At 57.9% G+C, this 21,856-nt stretch carries 18 protein-coding genes and 1 pseudogene; 1 reads left to right on the plus strand and 18 read right to left on the minus strand.

The features are described from left to right. The 14 genes and pseudogenes from NKJ91_RS13870 to NKJ91_RS13935 all read right to left on the minus strand — a co-directional run. A pseudogene (locus tag NKJ91_RS13870) lies at window positions 1-421 on the minus strand (chromosome segregation protein SMC); the annotation flags it as partial. A gap of 230 nt (window positions 422-651) precedes the next feature. Continuing rightward, window positions 652-1,440, minus strand: a complete 789-nt coding sequence (gene cysQ, locus NKJ91_RS13875; protein ID WP_352456146.1) for a 3'(2'),5'-bisphosphate nucleotidase CysQ — start codon at window positions 1,438-1,440, stop codon at window positions 652-654. Between the two features lie 10 nt (window positions 1,441-1,450). Then, window positions 1,451-3,388 (minus strand): sulfate adenylyltransferase subunit CysN, encoded by a 1,938-nt coding sequence (cysN, locus tag NKJ91_RS13880; protein ID WP_352456017.1) that lies wholly within the window; start codon window positions 3,386-3,388, stop codon window positions 1,451-1,453. A 2-nt stretch (window positions 3,389-3,390) separates the two neighbouring features. Beyond that, the gene (cysD, locus tag NKJ91_RS13885; protein WP_352456018.1) at window positions 3,391-4,296 is read right to left on the minus strand and encodes a sulfate adenylyltransferase subunit CysD; all 906 of its coding nucleotides are present in this window, start codon (window positions 4,294-4,296) and stop codon (window positions 3,391-3,393) included. A gap of 372 nt (window positions 4,297-4,668) precedes the next feature. Continuing rightward, window positions 4,669-5,985, minus strand: a complete 1,317-nt coding sequence (locus NKJ91_RS13890; RefSeq protein WP_352456019.1) for an O-antigen ligase family protein — start codon at window positions 5,983-5,985, stop codon at window positions 4,669-4,671. Further along, a complete protein-coding gene (locus NKJ91_RS13895) occupies window positions 5,982-7,241 on the minus strand; it encodes a tetratricopeptide repeat protein (RefSeq protein ID WP_352456020.1) in 1,260 nt (419 codons plus the stop codon). The genes NKJ91_RS13890 and NKJ91_RS13895 overlap by 4 nt, the downstream gene beginning before the upstream one ends. Then, window positions 7,129-9,507 carry a GumC family protein gene (locus NKJ91_RS13900; RefSeq protein ID WP_352456022.1) on the minus strand — a complete coding sequence of 793 codons (2,379 nt, stop codon included), beginning with the start codon at window positions 9,505-9,507 and terminating at the stop codon, window positions 7,129-7,131. The genes NKJ91_RS13895 and NKJ91_RS13900 overlap by 113 nt, the downstream gene beginning before the upstream one ends. A 54-nt stretch (window positions 9,508-9,561) precedes the next feature. After that, a complete protein-coding gene (locus tag NKJ91_RS13905) occupies window positions 9,562-10,350 on the minus strand; it encodes a polysaccharide biosynthesis/export family protein (RefSeq protein ID WP_352456023.1) in 789 nt (262 codons plus the stop codon). Then, window positions 10,350-11,159, minus strand: coding sequence for a tyrosine-protein phosphatase (locus NKJ91_RS13910; protein ID WP_352456025.1), 810 nt, complete (start codon window positions 11,157-11,159; stop codon window positions 10,350-10,352). Before NKJ91_RS13910 ends, NKJ91_RS13905 begins: the two co-directional genes overlap by 1 nt. A 492-nt stretch (window positions 11,160-11,651) precedes the next feature. Next, complete coding sequence (locus tag NKJ91_RS13915) at window positions 11,652-12,134, minus strand: hypothetical protein (protein WP_352456026.1); 483 nt, start codon at window positions 12,132-12,134, stop codon at window positions 11,652-11,654. 273 nt (window positions 12,135-12,407) lie between these two features. Further along, window positions 12,408-12,860 (minus strand): hypothetical protein, encoded by a 453-nt coding sequence (locus NKJ91_RS13920; protein ID WP_352456028.1) that lies wholly within the window; start codon window positions 12,858-12,860, stop codon window positions 12,408-12,410. A gap of 42 nt (window positions 12,861-12,902) precedes the next feature. Beyond that, window positions 12,903-14,078 carry a glycosyltransferase gene (locus NKJ91_RS13925; RefSeq protein ID WP_352456030.1) on the minus strand — a complete coding sequence of 392 codons (1,176 nt, stop codon included), beginning with the start codon at window positions 14,076-14,078 and terminating at the stop codon, window positions 12,903-12,905. Beyond that, complete coding sequence (locus tag NKJ91_RS13930) at window positions 14,075-15,049, minus strand: NAD-dependent epimerase/dehydratase family protein (RefSeq protein ID WP_352456032.1); 975 nt, start codon at window positions 15,047-15,049, stop codon at window positions 14,075-14,077. Before NKJ91_RS13930 ends, NKJ91_RS13925 begins: the two co-directional genes overlap by 4 nt. A 4-nt stretch (window positions 15,050-15,053) precedes the next feature. Next, complete coding sequence (locus tag NKJ91_RS13935; protein WP_352456033.1) at window positions 15,054-15,833, minus strand: class I SAM-dependent methyltransferase; 780 nt, start codon at window positions 15,831-15,833, stop codon at window positions 15,054-15,056. 396 nt (window positions 15,834-16,229) lie between these two features. Here NKJ91_RS13935 and NKJ91_RS13940 point away from each other — a divergent pair, with 396 nt between their 5' ends. Next, window positions 16,230-17,090 carry a hypothetical protein gene (locus NKJ91_RS13940; RefSeq protein WP_352456035.1) on the plus strand — a complete coding sequence of 287 codons (861 nt, stop codon included), beginning with the start codon at window positions 16,230-16,232 and terminating at the stop codon, window positions 17,088-17,090. A 76-nt stretch (window positions 17,091-17,166) separates the two neighbouring features. Here NKJ91_RS13940 and NKJ91_RS13945 read toward each other — a convergent pair whose 3' ends face one another. The 4 genes from NKJ91_RS13945 to NKJ91_RS13960 form a co-directional block, all read right to left on the minus strand. Then, a complete protein-coding gene (locus NKJ91_RS13945) occupies window positions 17,167-18,243 on the minus strand; it encodes a glycosyltransferase family protein (RefSeq protein ID WP_352456036.1) in 1,077 nt (358 codons plus the stop codon). 83 nt (window positions 18,244-18,326) lie between these two features. After that, on the minus strand, window positions 18,327-19,616 hold the full coding sequence (locus NKJ91_RS13950) for an O-antigen ligase family protein (RefSeq protein WP_352456037.1): 1,290 nt from the start codon (window positions 19,614-19,616) through the stop codon (window positions 18,327-18,329). A 4-nt stretch (window positions 19,617-19,620) separates the two neighbouring features. Beyond that, window positions 19,621-20,769 carry a polysaccharide pyruvyl transferase family protein gene (locus NKJ91_RS13955; protein WP_352456038.1) on the minus strand — a complete coding sequence of 383 codons (1,149 nt, stop codon included), beginning with the start codon at window positions 20,767-20,769 and terminating at the stop codon, window positions 19,621-19,623. Further along, window positions 20,766-21,854, minus strand: coding sequence for a nitroreductase family protein (locus NKJ91_RS13960; RefSeq protein ID WP_352456039.1), 1,089 nt, complete (start codon window positions 21,852-21,854; stop codon window positions 20,766-20,768). Before NKJ91_RS13960 ends, NKJ91_RS13955 begins: the two co-directional genes overlap by 4 nt. Window positions 21,855-21,856 lie beyond the last annotated feature (2 nt).

Consider the following 21,856-nt stretch of genomic DNA (forward strand, 5'->3'; position numbering starts at 1 on the left):
TCACCCCAAACAGCCGGTCCATGCGCGCCATGGTGATCGGGTTGTGTGTGATGATGACGAAGCGCGTTTCGGTGGTTGCGGCCATTTCGTCCATCAGATTGCAGAAACGCTCGACATTGTGGTCGTCGAGCGGCGCGTCGACTTCGTCGAGCACGCAGATCGGCGCCGGGTTGGTCAGGAACACGGCGAAGATCAGCGACATCGCCGTCAATGCCTGCTCGCCGCCGGACAGCAGCGTCATCGTCTGCGGCTTCTTGCCGGGCGGGCGCGCCAGGATCTCGAGCCTCGCTTCGAGCGGATCGTCGGACTCGATCAGTTGCAGCTCGGCGGTGCCGCCGCCGAACAGATGCGAAAACAGCCCCTGAAAATGGCCGTTGACCACCTCGAAGGCGGCGAGCAGCCGCTCGCGGCCTTCGCGCGAGGCGCGCCATCCTAGCTCCGGCCACTGGTCCGCAGAATAGTGGTGGCCCCGGCAATACGATTCCTTTGCGGCTACGGCCGGGAACAGCTTTAAGCTTTAATTCGCGCGCGATCGTATGTGGGAGGAAAGGAGGCAACGGAAACCGCTGGTTCAATTCGCTGCTTGGCGCCCGTGTCCGCACTCCCAGTCATTTTTTTGCTGACGCGGTCCTTTGGTTGCGCAATCACCGTCTAGCCAAATCCAGCAGCCTTGCCGCTTGCGATAAAATGCGGGTTGGCGAAATCCTCGTCGTCACTCTGGTTGCGCTTGCCGTAGGCGAGCGGCTCACCATCCAGCGTGCGCGTCATGCCGCCGGCGGCGCGTAGCACCGCGTCACCCGCGGCCGTATCCCACTCCATGGTGCGGCCGAAGCGCGGATAGACGTCCGCCTCGGCGCCGGCGACAAGGCAGAATTTCAGCGACGAGCCGACCGAGACGATCTCGGCGGCGCCAAGCGCGCGGATATAGGCGTCGGTTTCCGGCGTGTTGTGGGAGCGGCTGGCAACGACGGTCAGCGGCACCATACCGGCCCTTGCCGAAATCGGCTGGCGATCGACGATCTCGTAGTCGTCATTGATCGCGATCGCTTCCGCTTTGCCCGGCCGGCCGGAAAAGAAGCGGCCGGTGCAAGGCGCGAAGACAACGCCGATCTCCGGCACGCCATGGCGAACCAGCGCGATGTTGACAGTGAAATCGGTCCGCCGGTTGACGAACTCCTTGGTGCCGTCGAGAGGATCGATCAGGAAGAAGGCGTCGCCGAGATCCGGTGCCATGATGCCGGCCGAAGCTTCTTCCTCGGCCACGCACGGAATCTCGGGAAATGCGGCGCGCAGCCCGGCAAGAATAATCTTCTCGCTCTCGCGGTCAGCCTCCGTCACCGGCGAACTATCCAACTTGCTGTCGACCGCACAGCCGGCACGAAAGACGCGCATCACCTCGCGCCCCGCCGCCAAGGCAAGGTGCTCGAAGACGGCGAGCATCGCTTCGTCGTCAGATACCGCCGCCGCTGTCATATTGGTCTTCGGCAATGTCCCGCTCGCTCAGCCAGTGTTCCAGGGCGTCCACCATCTCCTCGGCCGATTTGCCGAGTGTCTTGAGATGAATTTCGGGTTTTTCTGGCACCTCATACGGTGAATCGACGCCGGTGAAATTCTTGATCTCGCCATTCAACGCCCGCGCATAAAGGCCCTTCGGATCGCGCCTGGCGCATTCCTCGAACGGTGTGTCGACAAACACCTCGACGAATTCGCCGTCGGCCATCAATTCGCGTGCCATGCGCCGCTCGGCGCTGAACGGCGAAATGAACGATACGATGACGATCAGCCCGGCGTCGGCCATCAGGCGCGCCACTTCGGCGACGCGGCGAATGTTTTCGACACGATCGGCGTCGGTGAAACCGAGATCGCGATTGAGGCCGTGACGGACGTTGTCGCCATCCAGAATGTACGTATGGCGCCCAGTGGCGAACAGCTTCTTTTCGAACAGATTGGCGATGGTCGACTTGCCCGAGCCCGAAAGCCCGGTGAACCAGAACACGGCCGGCCGCTGGTTCTTCATATCGGCGCGGGCGCGCTTGCCGACATCGAGCGACTGCCAGTGGATGTTTTCGGCGCGACGCAGCGAATGCAGGATCATGCCGGCGCCGACCGTGGCGTTGGTGATGCGGTCGATCAGGATGAAGGCGCCGGTGGTGCGGTTTTCGGCAAACGGATCGAAGGCGATCGGCGACCGTGTCGAGATGTTGCAGATGCCGACTTCGTTCATTTCAAGCGACTTGGCCGCCTCATGGGCAAAGTCGTTGACGTTGACGCGGTATTTCAGGTCGGTGACGGTGGCGCTGGTCTGGTCGGTTTCGGTGCGCAGGATGTAGGAGCGGCCGGGCAGCAGCGCATGTTCGTCGAACCAGACGATGTTGGCGGCGAACTGGTCGGCGACCTGCGGCCGCGCTGCCGGCGATACCAGCATATTGCCGCGCGAGACCTCGACCTCGTCGTCGAGGACAAGGGTGATGGCCTGGCCGGCAATAGCCTGCTGAAGATCGCCGCCATGCGAGACGATACGCCTGACACGGGAGGATTTGCCCGATTTGGCGACGACTACCTCGTCGCCCGGCGCAACCGACCCGGAGGCGATCGTGCCGGCGAAACCGCGAAAATCGAGATTGGGGCGGTTCACATATTGGACTGGAAACCGGAACGGCAATTCGACCGCGGCCTCGTCAACCGAGACGGTTTCGAGATGTTCAATCAGCGTCGGGCCGGAATACCAGTCGGTCCTGTCGGAACGGCCGGTAACGTTGTCGCCATAGCGGGCCGACATAGGGATGGGCACGATCGTCTGGAAGCCGAGCTCACGTGAGAACTGTGCGTAATCCGCGACGATCCGTTCAAAAACCGCCTCGTCGAAGCCGACAAGATCGATCTTGTTGACGGCGAGCACAATGTGGCGGATGCCAAGCAGCGAGGCAATGATCGAATGCCGCCTGGTCTGACGCAGCACGCCCTGGCGGGCATCGATCAGTACGATGGCGAGATCCGCCGTCGATGCACCCGTCGCCATATTGCGCGTGTATTGTTCGTGCCCGGGCGTGTCGGCGACGATGAACTTCCGCTTTGGCGTGGCGAAGAAGCGATAGGCGACGTCGATGGTGATGCCTTGCTCGCGCTCGGCCTCGAGGCCGTCGACCAGCAGCGCGAAGTCGACGTCGTCGCCGGTGGTGCCGTGCTTGCGCGAATCGCGCTCGAGGGTGGCCAGCTGGTCCTCGAAAATCTGCTTGGTATCGGAAAGCAGGCGCCCGATCAGCGTCGACTTGCCGTCGTCGACCGAGCCGCAGGTCAGAAAGCGCAGCAGCGACTTTCGTTCCTGCGCCGCCAGATAATCGCGGACACCGTCGGTCGGGGCGAGGCTCTTGGCCATGATATGGCGCATGCTCAGAAATACCCCTCGCGCTTCTTCTTTTCCATCGAGCCGGCTTCGTCGCGGTCGATCAGGCGACCTTGCCGCTCGGAAGTGCGCGCCGTGAGCATTTCGCCGACTATCGCCTCCAGAGTGTCGGCTTCCGAGTCGATCGCGCCCGTCAGAGGATAGCAGCCGAGCGTGCGGAACCGCACCATCCGGTTCTCCACCGTCTCGCCGGGCCGCAGTCGCATGCGCTCATCATCCCTCAGGATAAGCATGCCATCGCGCTCGACGACCGGCCGCTCCTTGGCCAGATAGAGCGGCACGATCGGGATGTCTTCCTGGAGAATGTATTGCCAGATGTCGAGCTCGGTCCAGTTCGACAGCGGAAACACCCGGATCGACTCGCCGGCAGCGATGCGCGTGTTGAAAATCTTCCACATCTCCGGCCGCTGGTTCTTCGGATCCCAGACGTGCTGGGCGTTGCGGAACGAGAAGATGCGCTCCTTGGCGCGCGACTTCTCCTCGTCGCGACGGGCGCCGCCGAAGGCTGCGTCAAACCCGTATTTGTCGAGCGCCTGCCGCAGCGCAACCGTCTTCATCACATGCGTATGGGTGTTGGAGCCATGCTCGAACGGATTGATGTTGTCACGCACGCCGTCCTCATTGACATGGACCAGGAGGTCGAAACCGAGCTTTTGCTGCATCTGGTCGCGAAAGGCGATCATCTCGCGGAATTTCCAGGTCGTGTCGACATGGAGAAAGGGAAAGGGCGGCTTGGCCGGATAGAATGCCTTCATCGCCAGGTGCATGAGCACGGACGAGTCCTTGCCGACCGAATAGAGCATGACCGGCTTTGCAAAGGCCGCGGCCACCTCGCGAAAAATATGGATGGATTCGGCCTCAAGCCGCTGAAGGTGCGTAAGTGCGATGTTCATGGACTGCGAGCGTTCTTTCGTACCGATCCACGGAAGGGCCTGCATCGGAGGCGACCTTCAGCCGCCCGGTTCAAGCTGCACTTCTGGACTATCTATTCTCGTGCGGGCGTTCTAGCAGATCGTTCCTGCCCAGAACAACGCAAGACAGGCCTGCGGCCGAATAGTTCGGGAATGAATTTTCCATACAGCCGGCAAAATCGGGAAATTTCTGCTCAGCGACCAGTTGTGCTTGGGAGGGGCAGGAAAGTATTGCCTGGGCTTGGGAGAACCAGAGCTGGCGGTTTTAGGGCGTTCACCGCGGCACCTGCGGGCCGGCAAGCGGTAACTGGTCCCACCTCATTCAGGCGATGTCCAGTCGTGGCGACCGGATCGCTAAGACGAAGTTCCGATGGGAACAAACAGCTTGTCGCCATTGTGGTCGATCTCGATCACCTCACTCTTGCGGGTCAAGCGTTCCGCAAACCCTTTATGGAAGATGATGGCGTTCATATAGGCAAAGGTCATCGCCAGCGCCTCGGTTCGCAGCGGATAGTCGACCAGCGAATGAATGAGAAGAAAAGATACTGAGAGAAATGCCGCCTTCTGAAGTGGGTCACGGCGAACCCTAGCCAATGCAGCGAAAAGCAGTAATAAATAGCCTATCATAAGTAGGGTAGCAGGAATTCCCCCTTCGAAGGCTATTTCAAGGTATTCATTATGGGCATGATTCACATACTGCTTGAAAATCATGCCTGCTCTTTCGTATATCTGGTAGGCCTTCTGGAAATTGCCGAATCCAATACCTGTTGCCCAATTATCTTTGATGCCCTCGATCGTGGTTCGCGCAAATTCTCCTCTCCCGAACGCCGGATCAAGCGCCTGTGCATCCAGCTTGGCCCAGGCGCTTATCGTATAGATCGAAAGTGCGATAAAAATCAGGAGAACGCTGAACCCGCTCACCCTCGAGCGGGCTGAGAGAAAAACCACAGACAATACGGTGATCGCCAACCCGATCAGAACACCGGCGCGAGAACCGGCGGCCAAAAGAAGCAGCAAAAGCGCGATCAAGCCTAAGGATCCGGACAAGAGATGTCCGCGGAACAAGCCATAATAGACGACAAACGGAATACACACAAAAAGCAAAGCCGAAAAATGATTTACGTTGGCAAAAAGCCCGGCATTGATCGTAAAAGGCAACAGCCCGACAATAGCGACGTCGTCGGAGAGCGAATATTGAATCGCTCCCGCCAAACCGTTGCAAATAACACCCATGAAGAAAAACGGAAGGAGCGCGCTGATCTGCTCGGCACGCAAACGCAATACGGCCAAAAAAAACGCTGCAGCGGCCAATAGATAAAGCAGGCATTCGACCGTCCGGCCGACCCCTACGCTGATGAAGCGAAATCGGCTTTCTCCAACCCAGGGATCTCCGAGCAACAGCTCCGGCCGCAAGCTGTTGAATATGGCCACCGGCAATGGGACGATTTGCAAAACGGTCAACGCCACGGCGAAGACCAGCAGCCACAGAACAGGCCGGGGGATTCTCTGGCCGGGGGTTTGCGAAAAGACGGCCGCGGCCGAAACTATTGCCGCAACCTCGATCAGAGTGTCTGTGTAAAGGCCGCTCGCAGTACCGCCGCCGATCAGCAGCGATACGAACAAGACCGTGCCGAGCAGATATTTATCCCATTCCGACGGCCGGCTGTTCAAGATGGAAGTCTCTCAATGCTCAATTTGTGCATTATCAAGGTGCCGACATACCGAAATCGCCAGCTCTCGGCAATGGCGGCGGTCTTCAGCGTCAACACTTGCATGGGGCAGTCAGTCGGCCCAACCGAGAAATCCTGACTCAGACTTTGTCGGTTGAATGTCCCCTCCGGAATGTTGAACCGTGCGATCTCACCGGCCGGCCCCAGGCATCTGATTGACCAGAACAACTCCTTTGGAAGCTTCAGGTTGCGGGCAGAGGCGATGAGCGAAATCTTGTAGGAGCCTGGCGGCAGCGCAACATACTGCTGAAGGGCTGTGTTCTTGATGGGTGTGTTCAAGAACCGAACCGTCGCGCCAGTTTCGCCCTCCACCGCATTCTGGGATGTAACAAAGGTAATTTCCAGGCCCGATTGATCGCGGATCTGCCAATCGAAGGGTTTACCGCCTGAAACCGGCTCGAACGTTCCGTTGAAAATGTATCCGCCCAACTTCCGTTCTTGATCGGACAAGCTGAAAAGAAACAGGCGATATGCCGGTCCATATTCCTTCTGACGAAAATAGCCGTTGATGACAGCGGTCAGTTCGCCCGAATTCGGAGGTGCGCTTGATCCGGTCAGATCGAGCAGCAGCCGATTCGCGAAATCAAGCCCCTCGGGAGTTTTGCTGAGAGCATAGATCAGACTGGCCCTCCAAGGCGCCTGCGCTCTGATGGCCGTCAGCACAGCTTGGTACCCGCTAGGATTCGAGAGGATTGTCGGTAGGCCATCCGAGATCGTCGGAAATTGGTCTGGCCACCGCCGGAGCAATATGTCGATCTCGCCGACGGCCTTTGACAAATCACCTGTCTCGGTCGCGTGGCCAATTGACCTCTGGAGTGCATGGATCTCTGTCTTGGATAATCCCAGCGCCTGATCGAAAAGCTTATTGGCTTCGTCTTTCTCGCCTTGCCGGTATTTGATCTCGCCGATCAGGCTGTAGAGACGTGCGTCGGCCAGGTTGAAACGAAGCGCATCCTCGGCCCTGGTAAGTAGGGCCTCTAGATCCGGAGCGTCATTCGAGTCGTTCAGATCGCTGGTGATCTCGCCTATCAGCGCATCGACGTTCAGCGGATCCAGTGCAAGAGAAACGGCTGGTGTGTCCGTTTCAAGAAACCGACTTAGCCCGATCGACGAAGCCGCCAATACTAGAACGGAGGCGACGAACCAAACGCTTGAACGCCGGAGATTTTGCATAAGCGGGCTGGTCTGCTCCATCATCCACTTTGCCCTCAATCTTCGCTGTATCCGCGCCATAGCTATAATATTGGTAATTCATGTACTTGTAGGCGTAGTTATAGTCGAACTTGTTCACCGCGAATTTTGACATCGCGGCTCCAACAACGTTGGCACCGGCGGCTCGCATGCGCTTCAATGCCGCCTTCGCCGACTTGCGTGTCACCTGATTGGTGGAGATGACCATCAATGTACCCTCGGCAAGCCGACTGAGGATTGGCGCGTCCGAGAGGCCGACGATCGGCGGCGCGTCGATGATTACAACATCGAACCGCTTCCCGAGATTGGTAATGATCAGAGCCATCTTCGGCGAAGAGAGCAGATCCGCGGGATTTGGAGGAATCGTTCCAGAAGTCAAAACGGTGACATTTGGATATTTCGTCGCCCTGAAAATGCTCGCCAGATCCTCTTTGCGGACAGTGTTCGTCAGCAGATTGCTCAGGCCGATTGTATTGTCCAGACCAAACAGGCGGTGAAGATTCGGTTTGCGGAGATCGCCGTCGACAATGAGAACCCTTGCGCCGAGCGCGGCAAAATCCTGTCCGAGCTTGAATGAAGTGGTTGACTTGCCTTCCGAGGGCTCCGAACTCGTGACAACCAACGATCGTGGCGCGCCTTCCGCGCCGGAGAATTGCAACGATGTACGAAGCGAGCGATAGGCCTCTGACAGCCCGGACTTCTGATCGGCGATAGCGGCCACGAGTTCCCGGTCATCGACAAGCGGCAAGATGCCGAGCATTGCCAGTCCCAGCTCTTTTTCGACCTGTTCAGGATTTGTAAAGGTGTTGTTCAACAGCTCGATGACGTAGATAACCGACGCGCTCAGCGCCAGGAAAAGAGCCAGCGCTATCGCGACGTTTATGCTCAGACGCGGCGAATATGGGCTATTCGGCTGGGTCGCAAAGTCCACGATTGCGGCGGTTTGCGTCTTGAGTTCGGAGCTGACACCAACCTCGTTCAGCTTGGTGATGAGGCTGTCGTATTGCGACCGGTTTGAATCTACTTCGCGCTTAAGGATCGTATATTTGATGTTCTTATCATTGAAGACAACCTGCTGCTTTTCCATTTCGGCAAGTTTGGCCTTCAGATCGGCCTCCTTGTTCTGTGCCTCCTGATATTTCAGGCGCAGCGAATCCGTTATGGCCAGGACGCCGTTATCATAGAGTCGCTGCAACTCCTTGATCTGCGACTGGAGCTGCTGCATTTCCGGAAAACCAGGCTTTAAGATCCCCAGTTTCTGCTGATATTGACTGGTTAGATCCGCCAGTTTGTCGCTGAGTGCTTGCAGACCTTTGCTTTCCAAGACAGGGCTGAGGCTTGATCCGCGGCCTTTGTCGATCTGGTCCACAACCCGCCCTGCATCGAGACGGTCCTGGATCGCGGTCGCTAGAGCGGTGTTCAGCGCCTCGATATTCGAGCCTATCAGCGATTTATCGTCGCCGGTTATCGTGATGCCCGCATCCTTCGCATAAGCGACCAGATCCTCTTCGGATTTCTGCAGCTTCTGCTTCACCTGCAGAACCTGTTCCTGGATGAACTGTCGGGCCAGGTCGGATGTTTCGCTGGTCTGGTCGAGGCGCTGGTCAATAAAGCTTTGCGCCACCTGATTGGCAACATCACTTGCATATTTCGGCTTCTGATCGACAAACGTGATCGATAGCAGGCTCGTGTTGGGAACGACGTTGACGGTGAGATCTCTTAGAATGCGCCCAATCGCAATTGCTTCGCGTTGCTCCGGAGTTTTCTCCTCAATGGAGGGCGATTTGGAAATACCAAACGCGCGGTAGAAAATATTGCCGAGGGAAAAGTCCGCGGTGGGAAACAGGAAGTCGGGCTTTTCACTCAGACCCAGTTGAAACACCACACGCTGGGCCAATGCGCGGCTTTTCAGCTTTTCCCGGGCCGTTTGAAACGCCCGCAAGTCGCTGTTTTCAGAGACCACCTCGATGTCCTGGAAGACCTTGGCCGAAGGAACCAGTACCTCCAATTCCGTTGTGGCCTGATATTTTGGCGTCTGCATCATGGTAACAATAACGCCTGCGACAAGTCCAGCTGCCGCCATCATGGCGATTAGCCAGCGGTACTGGACAGCATAAAAGAGCAGCTTTAGCGGACTGAAGCCTTCGTCCTGTTCGGAGTAGTCGCGGCCATAGGGGCTATAGTTTTGCGCACCGTCATAGTAGAGGTCTGCCGACAGGGCCTGGCCGTGTCCTGGTCCTGCAATTTGATGCTGTCTGTTACGATCGAGCATGGCGCGAGGTAATCCTAGGTTTGTCTGTATTCCGAAATTCAGACCGGCCTCGATTTAAAGTCCCGGGATCACTGCAATTCGGGCTGCACTTGACGCAATACCGAGAGCGTCCTTGAGGTTGCCCATCGCGATTTTCGACTTCGAAGCGAAGACGACAATCTTATCGCCACCATAAATGCGTGGATTGCGGCTCTTGCCACCACGAATCTGCTCCATATTGTAATTAGCAACCAATGTGTTTGGACCGATATTGCGATAGACAAAGACCTTTTTTGCATCTCCAATCGTATTGAACCCTCCAGCGAGGGCAATCGCGTCAATGAGAGAAGAATTGCTCGACACCGGATAGATACCAGCCTTATTGACTTCGCCATCGACGGTTATGCGCTGTCCGATCGACTCCTTGACGAAAATCGTCACGTCGGGTGACTGCAGGTATTTGGCGCCGTAGGCGGTTTCGACTTCCTGCTCTAACTGACGCACCGTTTTCCCGGCGGCGGTGATGGTCCCGATAAGCGGAAGCGAAATCTGTCCGCTGGAGTCGACTTGAACCGTTCTGTTCAAATTGTCTACCTGGAAAACATTCACTTCGAGCACATCGTTCGGAGACAAAGGTTGCTCGCTGCCGTTCTGGGTGTTTTGCGGCGCAGGCAGATCCTTTACCACCTGCAGAGCACCACCGCCCGCAAGTGGCGTCGAAGATGACGTCAATTGCAACGCATCGACCGAACTCGAAGAAGTGGGTGTCGTCGACGAGGTGCTCGTGCATGCCGACATTGCAAGCGAAGCTAGCAAGGCGAGTGTTGTGCCTATGTTGCTTTTTGCGAAATGAACAATCACCATCACGCTATCCCGCCCTTGAACAAGCGGCTCAATCCTCCAAAGCGCCCGGCGTTGCCGGCGTTTGTTTTATTCGGACGTGCTTTTCCGACCGCCTCGATGGGCCGGTTCGCCAATATTTCGCCTGGACGCTTCAACACCATGTTGCGGGCCTCGTCTTCCCCACATCGCTTGGCAGCAGCAGCAACCGCCTTAGAAAGTCCAGGACGGCGGCGCGTGGCGCTATGAGTATCCGATGCGATGATATCCACCCTGCCCTCGTCAATCAGCTTTTCCGAATAATAAAGCGCCGTGCGTCCAAAAGCACCAACAATCGAGTCTGCGGTAAGCTGGATAAGGCAACCGACCGCATTCAACCTCTCGATAACCTCGTAGTTCGTTTTGATCCAGGTCAAACGCTCTGGATGAGTAAGAATCGGAATGAAACCGGCGTTTATGAGGCGTAGGGCAAGATCCTCCATTCGTGGAGGTAAGACATGATGCGGCGGTTCGAACAGAAAATAGCGGGACCTGTTCAAGGTCGGTACGCTGCCCGCCGCCAATTGGTCCGGAAGATCCGGCGCTATATGAACATCGGCGCCGACGTAGAGAGCAAGTGGTATGGCGGCGCTACGCAGCGCCTGGTGCAACTCTTGGACCGCTCGGACAATATTCGATGTTCCGTTCTCGTAAACGCCCGGTGTCACGTGTGGCGTGCACGCCATGTGGGTCGTTCCGTCTGCGACTGCCATCCGAGCCATTTCCAGCGATTCGGCAAGACTGGGCGAGCCGTCGTCGAGGCCGGGCAAGATATGGGAATGCAGATCGATCATGGGCGTTTGTGACTGCAACGAAGCAACGTGGCGACGTCATCCCCAAAAAGTATAAATGCGTCACCCGCAAAACGGCGAATGACGCATTTGTCAAGTTCACGCGATACGATGGATGCCAGGTCCCAGCTACTGGCGGACAGAGTTGTCGTCATCATGCGGGCCGATGATCAGCGCCGCACCGGCGGCAAAAGCGGCGCCTGATGTTTCGAGCGCTAGACACATGCCGCCCTCCGTAGGATTGATCTTGACCGTCGCGTTCGTCGTATCCGAAACTTGCACCAACACGCAGCAGCAAAAGATTGCGATTCAACAAATTTGCCTGGATAGACCGGCACTTCGCCCCTCATCCCGGCATGTTCGCCAGCCTTGGCTTACGCGATCCGACCGTCGCGATACCAGCATACACGCCAAGCTCGCTCTGTCGCCAACAACAAACACAGCAGAAGCGCCACACGCCTCTGCTGCCGTTGCCTTATTTACTACGCGGTCAGCTCAGTCGCTAACGGCGTGGCCGTGATCTTTGTCCGCCGTTGCAGCCAGAACACCAGCCCCAAGAGCCATGCCTCCAAAAATGAAGAGCGGCGTGTTGTTGTTTGTGTTAGGGTTGCCCGTCTGGGCGGTTTTCTCAGAACCCAGGACATTGAGGCAAATCTTATTCTCGACCCGCGAGATATCAAGCGTCGAATTCGCCGGAACGCTCAGATTGCAGCCACCGACCTGAACCGAAGCCGAGCCTTTGGAGCCAACCACGACACGGCTGCCGAAATCAAGCGCGCCGCCCGCTTGCGCCGGGCCATAGCCAGCCACCTGCGAGATCATCACGTCGCCATTGACGCTGCCGAGCGATCCAATCGGATTTACGCCGTTATAGGCGGTTGCACAGGTGCACGACCCATCCTGCGCGAAAGACGACACCGGGGCGAAGCCGGCCAACACAACAACTCCGGCCAACGCACTTTTCAAAACTAGGTTCATCCGCATCAATCCTTCTGTCCCACGTTACCTGAGGCCCACCCAACCGCTAAGGTACTCAAAAGCGCGTAACAGCTTTCTGCGCCAATTCCAACCCATTTCGCATATGCGAGATAATTTTTGGTTTCGGTGTGGTTGATTGAACACACCATTAGAATATCGAAATGTCATCTACTGTCGGCCGCAATAGAACGCGTTGCCGGCGAGCCAATACGGCGTTCCTCGCGGCGCTGGCCTCACCTTCGTTTCGACGGCTACGCCACAGATCCGCACGAGCTACGAGCCTGGCGCGCAAGCCTTGTAGGTCGAGCCCGCCTGCGCGGGCTGCCCGCACAGGATGCCAGTCTCGACGAGCTTTGCGGCCAGATCCGTGCCACCCAAGGTAAGGCATTGCACTACGACGGCGTCGCGAAATTCTGGCGCGACGTTGCCGTCGCAGGGCGTTCCTGCACCGACGGGTTTGCATGTCAACGCGAGTCCTTGATAGTCCCGCCGTACGGCCTCGGTGACCATCGCGCGCATTGACTGGGGCTTGGTAAATGCGACGCCGCACAGCACGATTTTGCGGCCGGCCACCCGCAGATCGTCAATCGATTGGACAGTAAGCTTGCCGTCGAACGATGTGAGGGCTGCAACCGGCTTCGGCGTCGGCGCGCGAATATTCGTTCCGTTGTTGATGACGATGAAAAGAAAGCCGCCCGCAAACGCCAGCGCTATGAACGCGAGCACTGCTATCATCCTGATTGACAAGTCCCTACTCCCACTCAAACATCAACGCACGGCGGTCTTGGTCTTTTCAAACAAGGCAAGGAGTGCTGCCGCATAATCCCCCCGCCGAACCCGCTGCCTGCCTTGCAGCACGGTGACACTGTCGCGGACAACGGTTGGGTGCCGCCCGATTTCAAGGAGACGCTGCGCCAGGATTTCGGCGTTGTCCGGCGGGAAGAAGAGCGCGTCCGGGGCCTGCTCGCGATGCAGCCGAATGTCGGACAGCAACATGGGCGCGCCCAGCGATTTCGCCTCTTCCACCGTCGTCGACCAGCCCTCGAACTGGGAAGGGTTCAAGAGACAGTCCGTCGCACCGATCAGGGCAACGACATCTTCGTAGGGGATCAATCCGAGGTGTCGAAAGTGGCCCTCAAGCCGGTATGCCTGCGCAACGTCCATCAGACGCTTGAACAACATCGGATCGCGGGGATCCGTGGTGCGCCCGGTGAGGATTATCGGCGGCAAGGTGCCCAATCCTCCGAGCCGGTCTATATGCCTCAGCGCTTCGACGACCACCCCGTGGTTCTTATGTATCCAAAACTGGTTGGGCAGGAAAAAGAAGCGCTCGGGCAGATCGTGAGCCCGGCGTGCGGCTTCGGTGCGCGCCATGACGGCGCCTGGATCGAGATCGATGGCGAAGCGCACCACGCCAGTCTTGCCACGCGAGGCCGGGTAGAATGTTTCGCAATCGGCGAGTGCATCCTCGCTCGAGAGCATTATCGTGCGATTGCCGGACGTCTGCAGACGGAAGCCGAGATCTCTGCGCCACCAGGCGCGACGCGGAAAGAGATGCGGCAGGCGACGGTGCTGAAAATCCGGAATCCAGGAAATGACCGGCAGCGGAAATCGGTTGCCGAACCACTGAGCGACTTCAAACACGAGCTCGATAGCGTGTGCGACCATCAGATCGGCAAAAGCCCGGTCACTTCCGCTAGCGAGTGCAATCAGCCCTCGCTTGCCGAGCCCGGCGCCTATCACCCGCTCATCAACGATAGCGGGCGCAGCCAACATATGATCGAAGGACGCGCCAACAGTTGAACGCTGCTCAGGTGTCAGAAACAGCTTCGCCTGAACCCTACCGCCCAACTCGGAGGCGATGACGCTCAACATGTTGCGTAGATAGGACTCGCCGCCTGACCAGGATCCGCGGCCAATGAGCGTGAAGCCGACGGTAATCAAGGCGCGGCGCAGCGCAGACGGTGGACCGGTTCGGCGAGAATTTCAGCACGATACCAATCGACATAGCCGGCAATGCCCCTGCTGAGCGGCACCTGCAACTGGAGCCCCTCCGGGACACCCGACGGATCCGAGATCAGGTTGACAGGGTCGCCCCGCCGGGATTCTCCTGAAAACGAGAGGCGATGCTTCCCGCCCCAGGCTTCCAGGACCATCCCGGCAATCGTGCTGACGGACGCGGCGGCGCCGGCACCGCCATTATAGACGTCGAAGCTTGCTGCATTGGCGGGCAAGACGCGATGGATCAATCTCACGACATCCGAGACATGGTGCCAATCCCGCATTTCCGCTCCGGTGCCACCAAGCACAATGTCGGTTTCGCCGGCCGCGAGCCTGCCGCAGAGGTCCCAGAGAAGTTGCTTGCGCAGCCCCTCGCCGTAGACGGAGAAAAGCCGTGCCACCGAGACCGGTTGCCCATATGCCGTACAATATGACCGGCCCAACTCCTCCACCATGCGCTTGTGATAGCCGTAAGGGGAATAGGGATCGAGCGCTGCATCGACACCGATCGGGCCGAAATGGCTACCGCCATAGACGGCGGCGGACGATGCCAGAACGACGGAGGTATCCGGTGCATGACGACGCAAGAAATCGAGGATGCAAGCCGTTGAACCGACGCTTTGTTCAAAGTCCTTCAGCGGCTCGGCAATCGACCGGCCTACCGTAGAGCCGCCTGCCAGATGATATACGGCCGCCGGCCGGCCGTATTCGGCCAAAGCCGCGCCCATCGTTTCCGCGGTCACGCCGCCGGGAAAGAAAGCACCGCCAGTCGCCACGGCGAAGCCAGGCGCTTCGCTTCGGCCGAAGCCGAGCACAAGGTCGCCATGCTGGGCAAGAAATCGCGACAGGTGCAGGCCGATGAAGCCACCGGCTCCAGTCACCCAGACAGGCTTCGCCTCGTTCAGCTGCGTCACCAAATTAGCCCTTCCCTTGCTTATGACAAAGGAAAGACACCAGGCGCCCGGGCCGGCGGTCAAGCAGGGCTGCTGCTCCGGCAACCGCACCGAAGGGCAAAGGGGACAAGGCCAGGCGGACGGCCCCCGACAGCGGGCCGAAGACACCGGCGAGTCGCCCGCGAATTTCGGATGCTGTCATCGGGTCATAATTCACAACCGATTGGAAAGAGTTCATTTCACGATCGATCGTCAGCCCCGCCCCTTCGAGCGCAGCGCGGTAGTCTGCCAGCGTGAAGGCATTCTCCCCGCCGTAGAGATGATGCAATGGATGAGCGCGCAGAAACGGTTCCAGTTGTTTCGGTCCGGAAATCACATGGTCGCGCAACGACAGGAACGTCGCGCCATTGCGGGAGAGCCGCACAACTTCGCGGCAGAATGCCGGCAGGTCATGCGCATGATGAAGCACTTGCCTCGCAACGACCAGATCATAGCCGGCGGCCGACAACGGAATAGCTTCGCCGAACGCCTCGATCACATCGATGTTCGTGCCTGTCTTCTCAGCAAGCGTCCGGATTGCAGCAGCACCGACAAGTGCACTTGGATCGGGTTCGACGGCGGTAACCAACCAGCCCTCGCGCGCCAGGGCATAGGAGAGGATGCCGTTGCCGGCGCCGAGATCGAGAGCACGGCCGGCCTTGCGCGGGATCATGCTGCGAACCGCCTGAAACTCCGCGCTTTCGTAGTAACGCCGCGCCGCAACAACCGGATCATCGAAATATGCGGCGCGGGCCAGATCCTTCATCGACGGCTCGTTCATGCACCAGCGAACGGCATCTTCCCAGGTCATGGCCATTTCAGGCATAGAGACGACCGATCTGCCGGATCACCTGGGCCGGATTGCCAGCAACAAATGTGCAAGTCGGATGCGTCAAGACGATCTCGATCTCCCCTTCAGATGTGCCCGCACTGGGCGTCGCCATGGTAGGTTGACGAGCCCTACGGTACCGTTGGTCATAGGCCTTCATGCTTCGCGGTCCATTATTCCAGAGGGATGACCCGAACTCTAAAAGAGACAGGGCCTCGCCTCGATCAACTTGCAGCGGCGCGTCGATCACGCTTCCGTCAGGACGTTGTCCGAAGCTCCCAGCTACGCTACCGTTTCTCGACTCGTCAAGTTCAGCTTATAGGGATTCAAATCGTGCAAATTTCGGCCGCGCAAAAATTCGCCAATTGGCGACACTGGATACCGAGCGTAATGGTTTTCAAGACAGTGTTTTGTATGTTGTGCCTTTTGGCCGGCGTAGTGCCCGCGACCTCGCAGACGCGCACGCCGTTCAAGCTTTTCGAGGCCATACGGTTCATCGGCGGGCCCAATTTCCAGGCGTTTGGTTTCGAACATCTTACGATTGCCGACCCTCATGTTCTCGGACCGGATGTTCCTGATGCCGGCCAGGTGCGGCAAGCGCTGGCTTTGCCGAGGAGCAATGAATACCTCAATATCGACATCGAAAGCTGGCCGTTGGAAGGTCCCGATCAGGCATTATCCCTGGCGAAATACCAGAAGACGCTCGGCGCGTTCAAAAAGGCGGACCCGAACGTCAAGATTGGGCTCTATAGTGTTTTGCCGATCAGGGATCATTGGCGAGCGATCGGCCACAATGGGCCCGCGGCCCTGAACGACTGGAAGCAGCAAAACACGGTTGTTGCTTCCTCTCTCGTCCCTTACGTCGATGCGCTCTTCCCCTCTCTCTATACATTTTACGGCGACAAGGATGCCTGGGTCGCCTACGCGAAAGCCAACATCGGGGAAGCGCGAAGGACAGCACAGGGGAAGCCGGTCTATTGCTTCCTATGGCCTCAGTTTCACAAGACCATTGCCTTCCTGCCAGGCGACCTCTGGTATGCTCAACTGGACACCTGCAGAAGGCTGGCCGACGGAATCGTGATCTGGGGCACGATGCGTGGCGGCCCACGGGATGGGCCTGCGAAATGGGAAGAAAAAGCGGAATGGTGGCAGGCTACCTTAAAATTCCTTCGAGAGCAGGGCAAGATTCGCTAGGCTGACTCGCTTGTTACTTAGGCGCGAGGGAGTATTGGGCTAGAGCCAGAATTACAACGAAGGTTCAAATCTTCCGCTACACCAATTGGAGAAACCGCTCAAACTGATGTTTCTTGCTGTATTCCTCACGTATGACGCGATTGCCGGCCCAACCGATCCTGTCCCAGCTTCCGTCGTCCAGCCGACGTTCGATTGCCTTCGACGCCTCCTGCGGCTGGTCATAGACGACCATGGTTTCTCCATTGCGCATCGGTGCGGGATAGTTGCCGCCATCAGAAATCAGCAGCGCGCCGGCACCCATCGTTTCGAAACAGCGCATATTGCCGCGGTCCGGGCCCGCCATGTCGATTGAGGCGTTCACCACGACCTTCGCCCTTCCGAGTTCGGCATACATGGCGCGGCCGAATACCGGAGGCGCACTGACGGCACGAATCATGCGCGGCCGGCGGACCGCTCGCAAAGGGCCGAACCAGCCAAGCGGTGTCTCGGCGAGCGGTGTATAGCGCGACAGATCCAGATGGAAAACGACCTTGCGACGGTCGGAGAGTCGCGCGACCGTTTCCAGAATCTGTCGCCGACGCTGGTGATGGCGGCTGTAGCCGCCGAAGAAGAGCACATCGACATCCCTGCTCCGGTTTGCGGCAACGGCATCGAGCTCCGGATCGTGGGCGGGAAAGAAGTGAGCCGTCTTGGCCCCCTGCTCTTCCCAGAGTCTTCGCATTGACGGGAAATTGCAAACGACGAGATCATATCCCGAAAAATCGATTCTGCCAGGCGCAGCGCGCCAGGCAATCTTTCGCTTCACATGCCCTGGCAGCCGACTCACGAACGAGCCGTCGTAACGAAATGGATCAAGATTGTAGAAGATGTCGGACCTGTGATGCTCGATCTGCGCAAGAAGGATATCGGCCAGCGATGCGTCTTCGCCCAGCCCGTTTTCGATCGCCCATGCCCGCTGCAGCGATTCGTCATCTCCGTTCGTGAAAAACGCTTCCGGGCTGCCTGCGAGCGCCGGCAGCAGAATATGCGACGCCCCGTAGCGGTCTTTCAGAAACACTTCTCTTTGACGTTCGAACCCGCGAACTCCCTCCGTAAGCCCAGTGAGTCTGGCCCGATAACTTGTCGAGATGCCAGAATTTTGAAAAATACGCATAGCAGTTCCTATTTGAATTTGGTCTCGGGTTCTGGGGTGCTGATAGGGACACGGCATTTAGCCGATATGCCGGAACTTCCACCTTAGTAAGCGCGAATTTCCGCATTGCGAGCTTTGGCAAGGAATCCCTGATATCCATACCAAAACGATATCGTCAGAGCGGAGGTGACCCAGAAAACTGAATTTCCCCATAGGCTGCCGCTTGCCATGCCGGCGATCGCTTCCCTGATGAACAGCACGGCGGCCAGCACCGCAGCGAGCGGGAATTTGCCGGACCGAATGATACCTACCGTCGATCTGAGCGCCAAGACTATGTGAGCCGCAAATGGCAATGACCCCAGCGCGCCCATCGCCATCAGGGATTCAAGATAGATGTTGTGGGGATAGAAGTTGAACTGCATCTCGACTGCATAACGCCCGAACACCGGATTTTCGAGAAACTGTCTCCAGGCTCCAGCGAACAATTGGCTGCGTATCATTGTGGATTGATCGGCATCCACGTTGATCGTCTGAAGTCTCGCAATGACAACGTCGATGAGCTCCACGCCGCTGGTCGCTAAAATTGCCATGGCGACAACCAATGCTCCCAAAATGGCGAACAATCTTTTTGAGCCTTTAAGCAATAGTATGTACACCAATATAGATCCAGCGCCAGCAATATAAGCACCGCGAGACTTCGAGAATACAACAACAAGCAACAATATCGGTCCAAGCACCATAGCTTGGATCGTCAGTTTTTTTGTCTTTCCCAAGATAAGTAAAAAGTATATCAAGAATGCGAAAGCTGTATGCCCCATCGCTATGGGGTTTATTTTGTCTATAGACATCCTCTCGCCTTGGGCCGCGAAGAGTACGTCTCTATTGAGATAGAGCCCAATCAGAAAGACGACGCAAAGCGCGTTCATGACAAGAATCAAATCTGTGTTTCTTATGGCCCTGTCCATCGAGGCGATAATAAGCGTTGCGCCGACACTGGACACCAGGAAAACACTGAATACCATCATAGGACCAGGCGATATGTTTATCGCAGATAAGTAAACATTCTCAACAAGTCTGCACAGATAAAGAAGAAAAAAGAGCTTCATTGGAAGAAGCGCGGCCGTTGACGACCTCAATTTTGACGGAAGAAGCACATATGAGCCAAACGTTATCAGAACGATGGCTAACCTTACGAGGATCGACCCGGTACTTCCCTCTGGATCGAACCTGTTTACCCACCCGGCAAAAGCGTACACGCCACAGATTGCGAGCGCGAACGCCGTCGCAGGAGAAAACAAAATGCGCCGGTCAACGTAGTAAGGCGCAAAGAATCGATGACCAGTCCCTCCTTGAGTGGAACCGGCGTCGTAGCGAACGTTGGTCCTCTGCGTCATAAGACTAGTCCACCTCAAGAAGCCGGAATACATCCTCCCACATCTGCCGTACACTGTCCTTAATTCGCGCGCCGGGCGCTGCGAGCCGTTGTGAGAGCGCGGCACGTTGGCCATCATCAATGAGGGTGCGAAGCCCGGCTTCGAGGCCCTCCTCGCCAGCCGACACATTAACCAGCATGTTTTGGCAGCCATAGTCCTCGAACAGAGCCCGGTATTTATGGCTCCAGCCCGTGCCAATCACGGGCACCCCCTGAGACAAGGCGCTGATCAGGGCGTGGTAGCGGCTGCCGACCAGCCCGCTGCACTTACCGATCAGCCCTTTCGCCTCGAGAGGGTCCCCTGCCATCCATATCTGAAGGGGCTCGGAGAGCTGTGCGTTGACCTGCTCGGCCAGCACCCGATCCCCGGCACCCTCATGAATCAGGAAAAAGGCAGTCATTCCAGCCGACTGGAACATCCTCGCCGCCCGCCGCAGAAAGCCCGTATAATTGTCGCTTACGTCACTGCTGGTCTTATCGACCATCCGCGCGTTCGGCACGATGGCCACCAGTTTCTCGCCTGGCGGAGGATTGGCGGGCGGAATAGCTGCCAGCAGGTTGGTAAAGTCCGGCGCAAGCCGGATCGAAGCACGGTCGCCTACGGCGCCGACCAAATTTTCCATCGAGTATTTATCGCGCGCGAAAATGAGGTCCGCGTGGTCGGCAACGACATTGATTGCGCGGCGAATGCGATCCGTACCAAACGGACCAAGTGCCTGAGGCAGCAGGATGAGGTGCTTGCCCGCGCGCTTCCATGCGACGGCTCGGTGGGCCAAGTCCTCCGTATGCTGCGCCCCCCACTGGTCCGAATAGGCTAGGCCGGCGGCGTCGAGGACAACGTCCACTTCCGGTTCCGTTATGAATCCGAAGCGGTGACGCAGCTTGCCCGGAACGAGCTGGACGAGCTTTCCGAGATCAACGCCGCGGCGGACGAGCTCGGCCCTGTGCCAAAGACCGTACCGCGCCCGAAATTCATATGGGCTGGTCGCATCGGGCGCCATCGCAACCCGAGCAGCGGGGTACCGCGCCTTCACGTTCTGTGAGGCTGCGATGAGCATCATCGCCGCCCCCTTGTTCTCGAAGCCGGCTTTTCTGATTTCAAATGTCAGTGTCATAGCGCCTGAAGCAATACGTCCGCCCCTTTTTTCTGAGAGTATGGTATCTGACCATCCTGATCGGCGTAGCCCACTGCAATGAACATGATCACCCGCTCATGGGCCTTCAATCCGACGGCTGCCTGAAGGGCTCTTTCATTTTCCTCGACATCCGGCCAGTTGATGGCGCAGGTCGACAGGCCCAGTGTCTGGAAAGCGAGCATCAGCTGAGCCGAAGCAAGGGACGCGTCGATATAGACCAGGTGCCTGTCGCGTTCATGGACATAGTAGGATAGGTCTCCCACAATCAGAATCAGGCATGGGATGTTCTTCGAAAAACCGCCTGTCCCGCCGGCGAGGGAAGCGATGCGGGCTGCTTTTGCCGGATCCCGGAACAGCAAGAACGAAAAAGGTTGGCGGTTGCAGGCGGAGGAAGCGAGAGAGGCCGCCGAGACCGCCTTCTCGATAAGATCCTGCGGAACGGGCGTGGGAGAATACCATCGGACCGAACGCCGTTCCAAAAATAGTGCATAGAGCTGATCGAAGCTGATGTCGCTGCGCGCACGGCTTGAGCTTGGATAGGGCACGAAGCTCGGCGTCGGCGCCTGTCCGGGCCATGCCAGGAAATTCTCCTTTGCCTTCCTGATCCTCGGTGTCTCGGAAACCACCGAGAAATAGGTCGTCAGCACGTCCGCCGCCCATTTCAGCTCATCCCGGTCGAGCGCTGCTCCAGCCGCGCCGCGCAGGAACAGAGATACCGTGGCATCGATGTAGTCCTCGGCGAACACTGCCCTTCTCGGGCGCATGATCAGCCCCTTTTCAAGGCGATGAATGTTGCGGCGCAGCTGCGACGAGCTCCTCTGGACGGCGATGTCGCTGTTCAGATTGGCAACGATCCCGGACAGGACGGCGCGATGCTCCCGATAGAAACGACTGCTGAAGAAAGTGAAATAGACCGACGCAAGGAACCCGCTGCGACTTGCGGGCCTGATCAGTCCGGCGCGCAGGCGGCCGAGCAGGACCAGGAAAAGCGCCTTGACCGCCTGGCGGGGAGAACGCCTTGCGAACCTCTGGAAACGTGCCGCCTTGTCGATGAACTCAGTCATCT

The sequence above is a fragment of the Mesorhizobium sp. M0040 genome, assembly GCF_040323505.1.
GTDB lineage: Bacteria > Pseudomonadota > Alphaproteobacteria > Rhizobiales > Rhizobiaceae > Mesorhizobium.

Coding starts and splice junctions, on each gene's coding strand:
- NKJ91_RS13935 (WP_352456033.1), bottom strand. CDS start 15,833: ATGAAGGATCTGGCCCGCGCCGCATATTTCGATGATCCGGTTGTTGCG.
- NKJ91_RS13900 (WP_352456022.1), bottom strand. CDS start 9,507: ATGCTCGATCGTAACAGACAGCATCAAATTGCAGGACCAGGACACGGC.
- cysD (WP_352456018.1), bottom strand. CDS start 4,296: ATGAACATCGCACTTACGCACCTTCAGCGGCTTGAGGCCGAATCCATC.
- cysN (WP_352456017.1), bottom strand. CDS start 3,388: ATGCGCCATATCATGGCCAAGAGCCTCGCCCCGACCGACGGTGTCCGC.
- NKJ91_RS13910 (WP_352456025.1), bottom strand. CDS start 11,159: ATGATCGATCTGCATTCCCATATCTTGCCCGGCCTCGACGACGGCTCG.
- NKJ91_RS13905 (WP_352456023.1), bottom strand. CDS start 10,350: ATGGTGATTGTTCATTTCGCAAAAAGCAACATAGGCACAACACTCGCC.
- NKJ91_RS13950 (WP_352456037.1), bottom strand. CDS start 19,616: ATGACGCAGAGGACCAACGTTCGCTACGACGCCGGTTCCACTCAAGGA.
- NKJ91_RS13895 (WP_352456020.1), bottom strand. CDS start 7,241: ATGATGGAGCAGACCAGCCCGCTTATGCAAAATCTCCGGCGTTCAAGC.
- cysQ (WP_352456146.1), bottom strand. CDS start 1,440: ATGCTCGCCGTCTTCGAGCACCTTGCCTTGGCGGCGGGGCGCGAGGTG.
- NKJ91_RS13955 (WP_352456038.1), bottom strand. CDS start 20,769: ATGACACTGACATTTGAAATCAGAAAAGCCGGCTTCGAGAACAAGGGG.
- NKJ91_RS13945 (WP_352456036.1), bottom strand. CDS start 18,243: ATGCGTATTTTTCAAAATTCTGGCATCTCGACAAGTTATCGGGCCAGA.
- NKJ91_RS13915 (WP_352456026.1), bottom strand. CDS start 12,134: ATGAACCTAGTTTTGAAAAGTGCGTTGGCCGGAGTTGTTGTGTTGGCC.
- NKJ91_RS13960 (WP_352456039.1), bottom strand. CDS start 21,854: ATGACTGAGTTCATCGACAAGGCGGCACGTTTCCAGAGGTTCGCAAGG.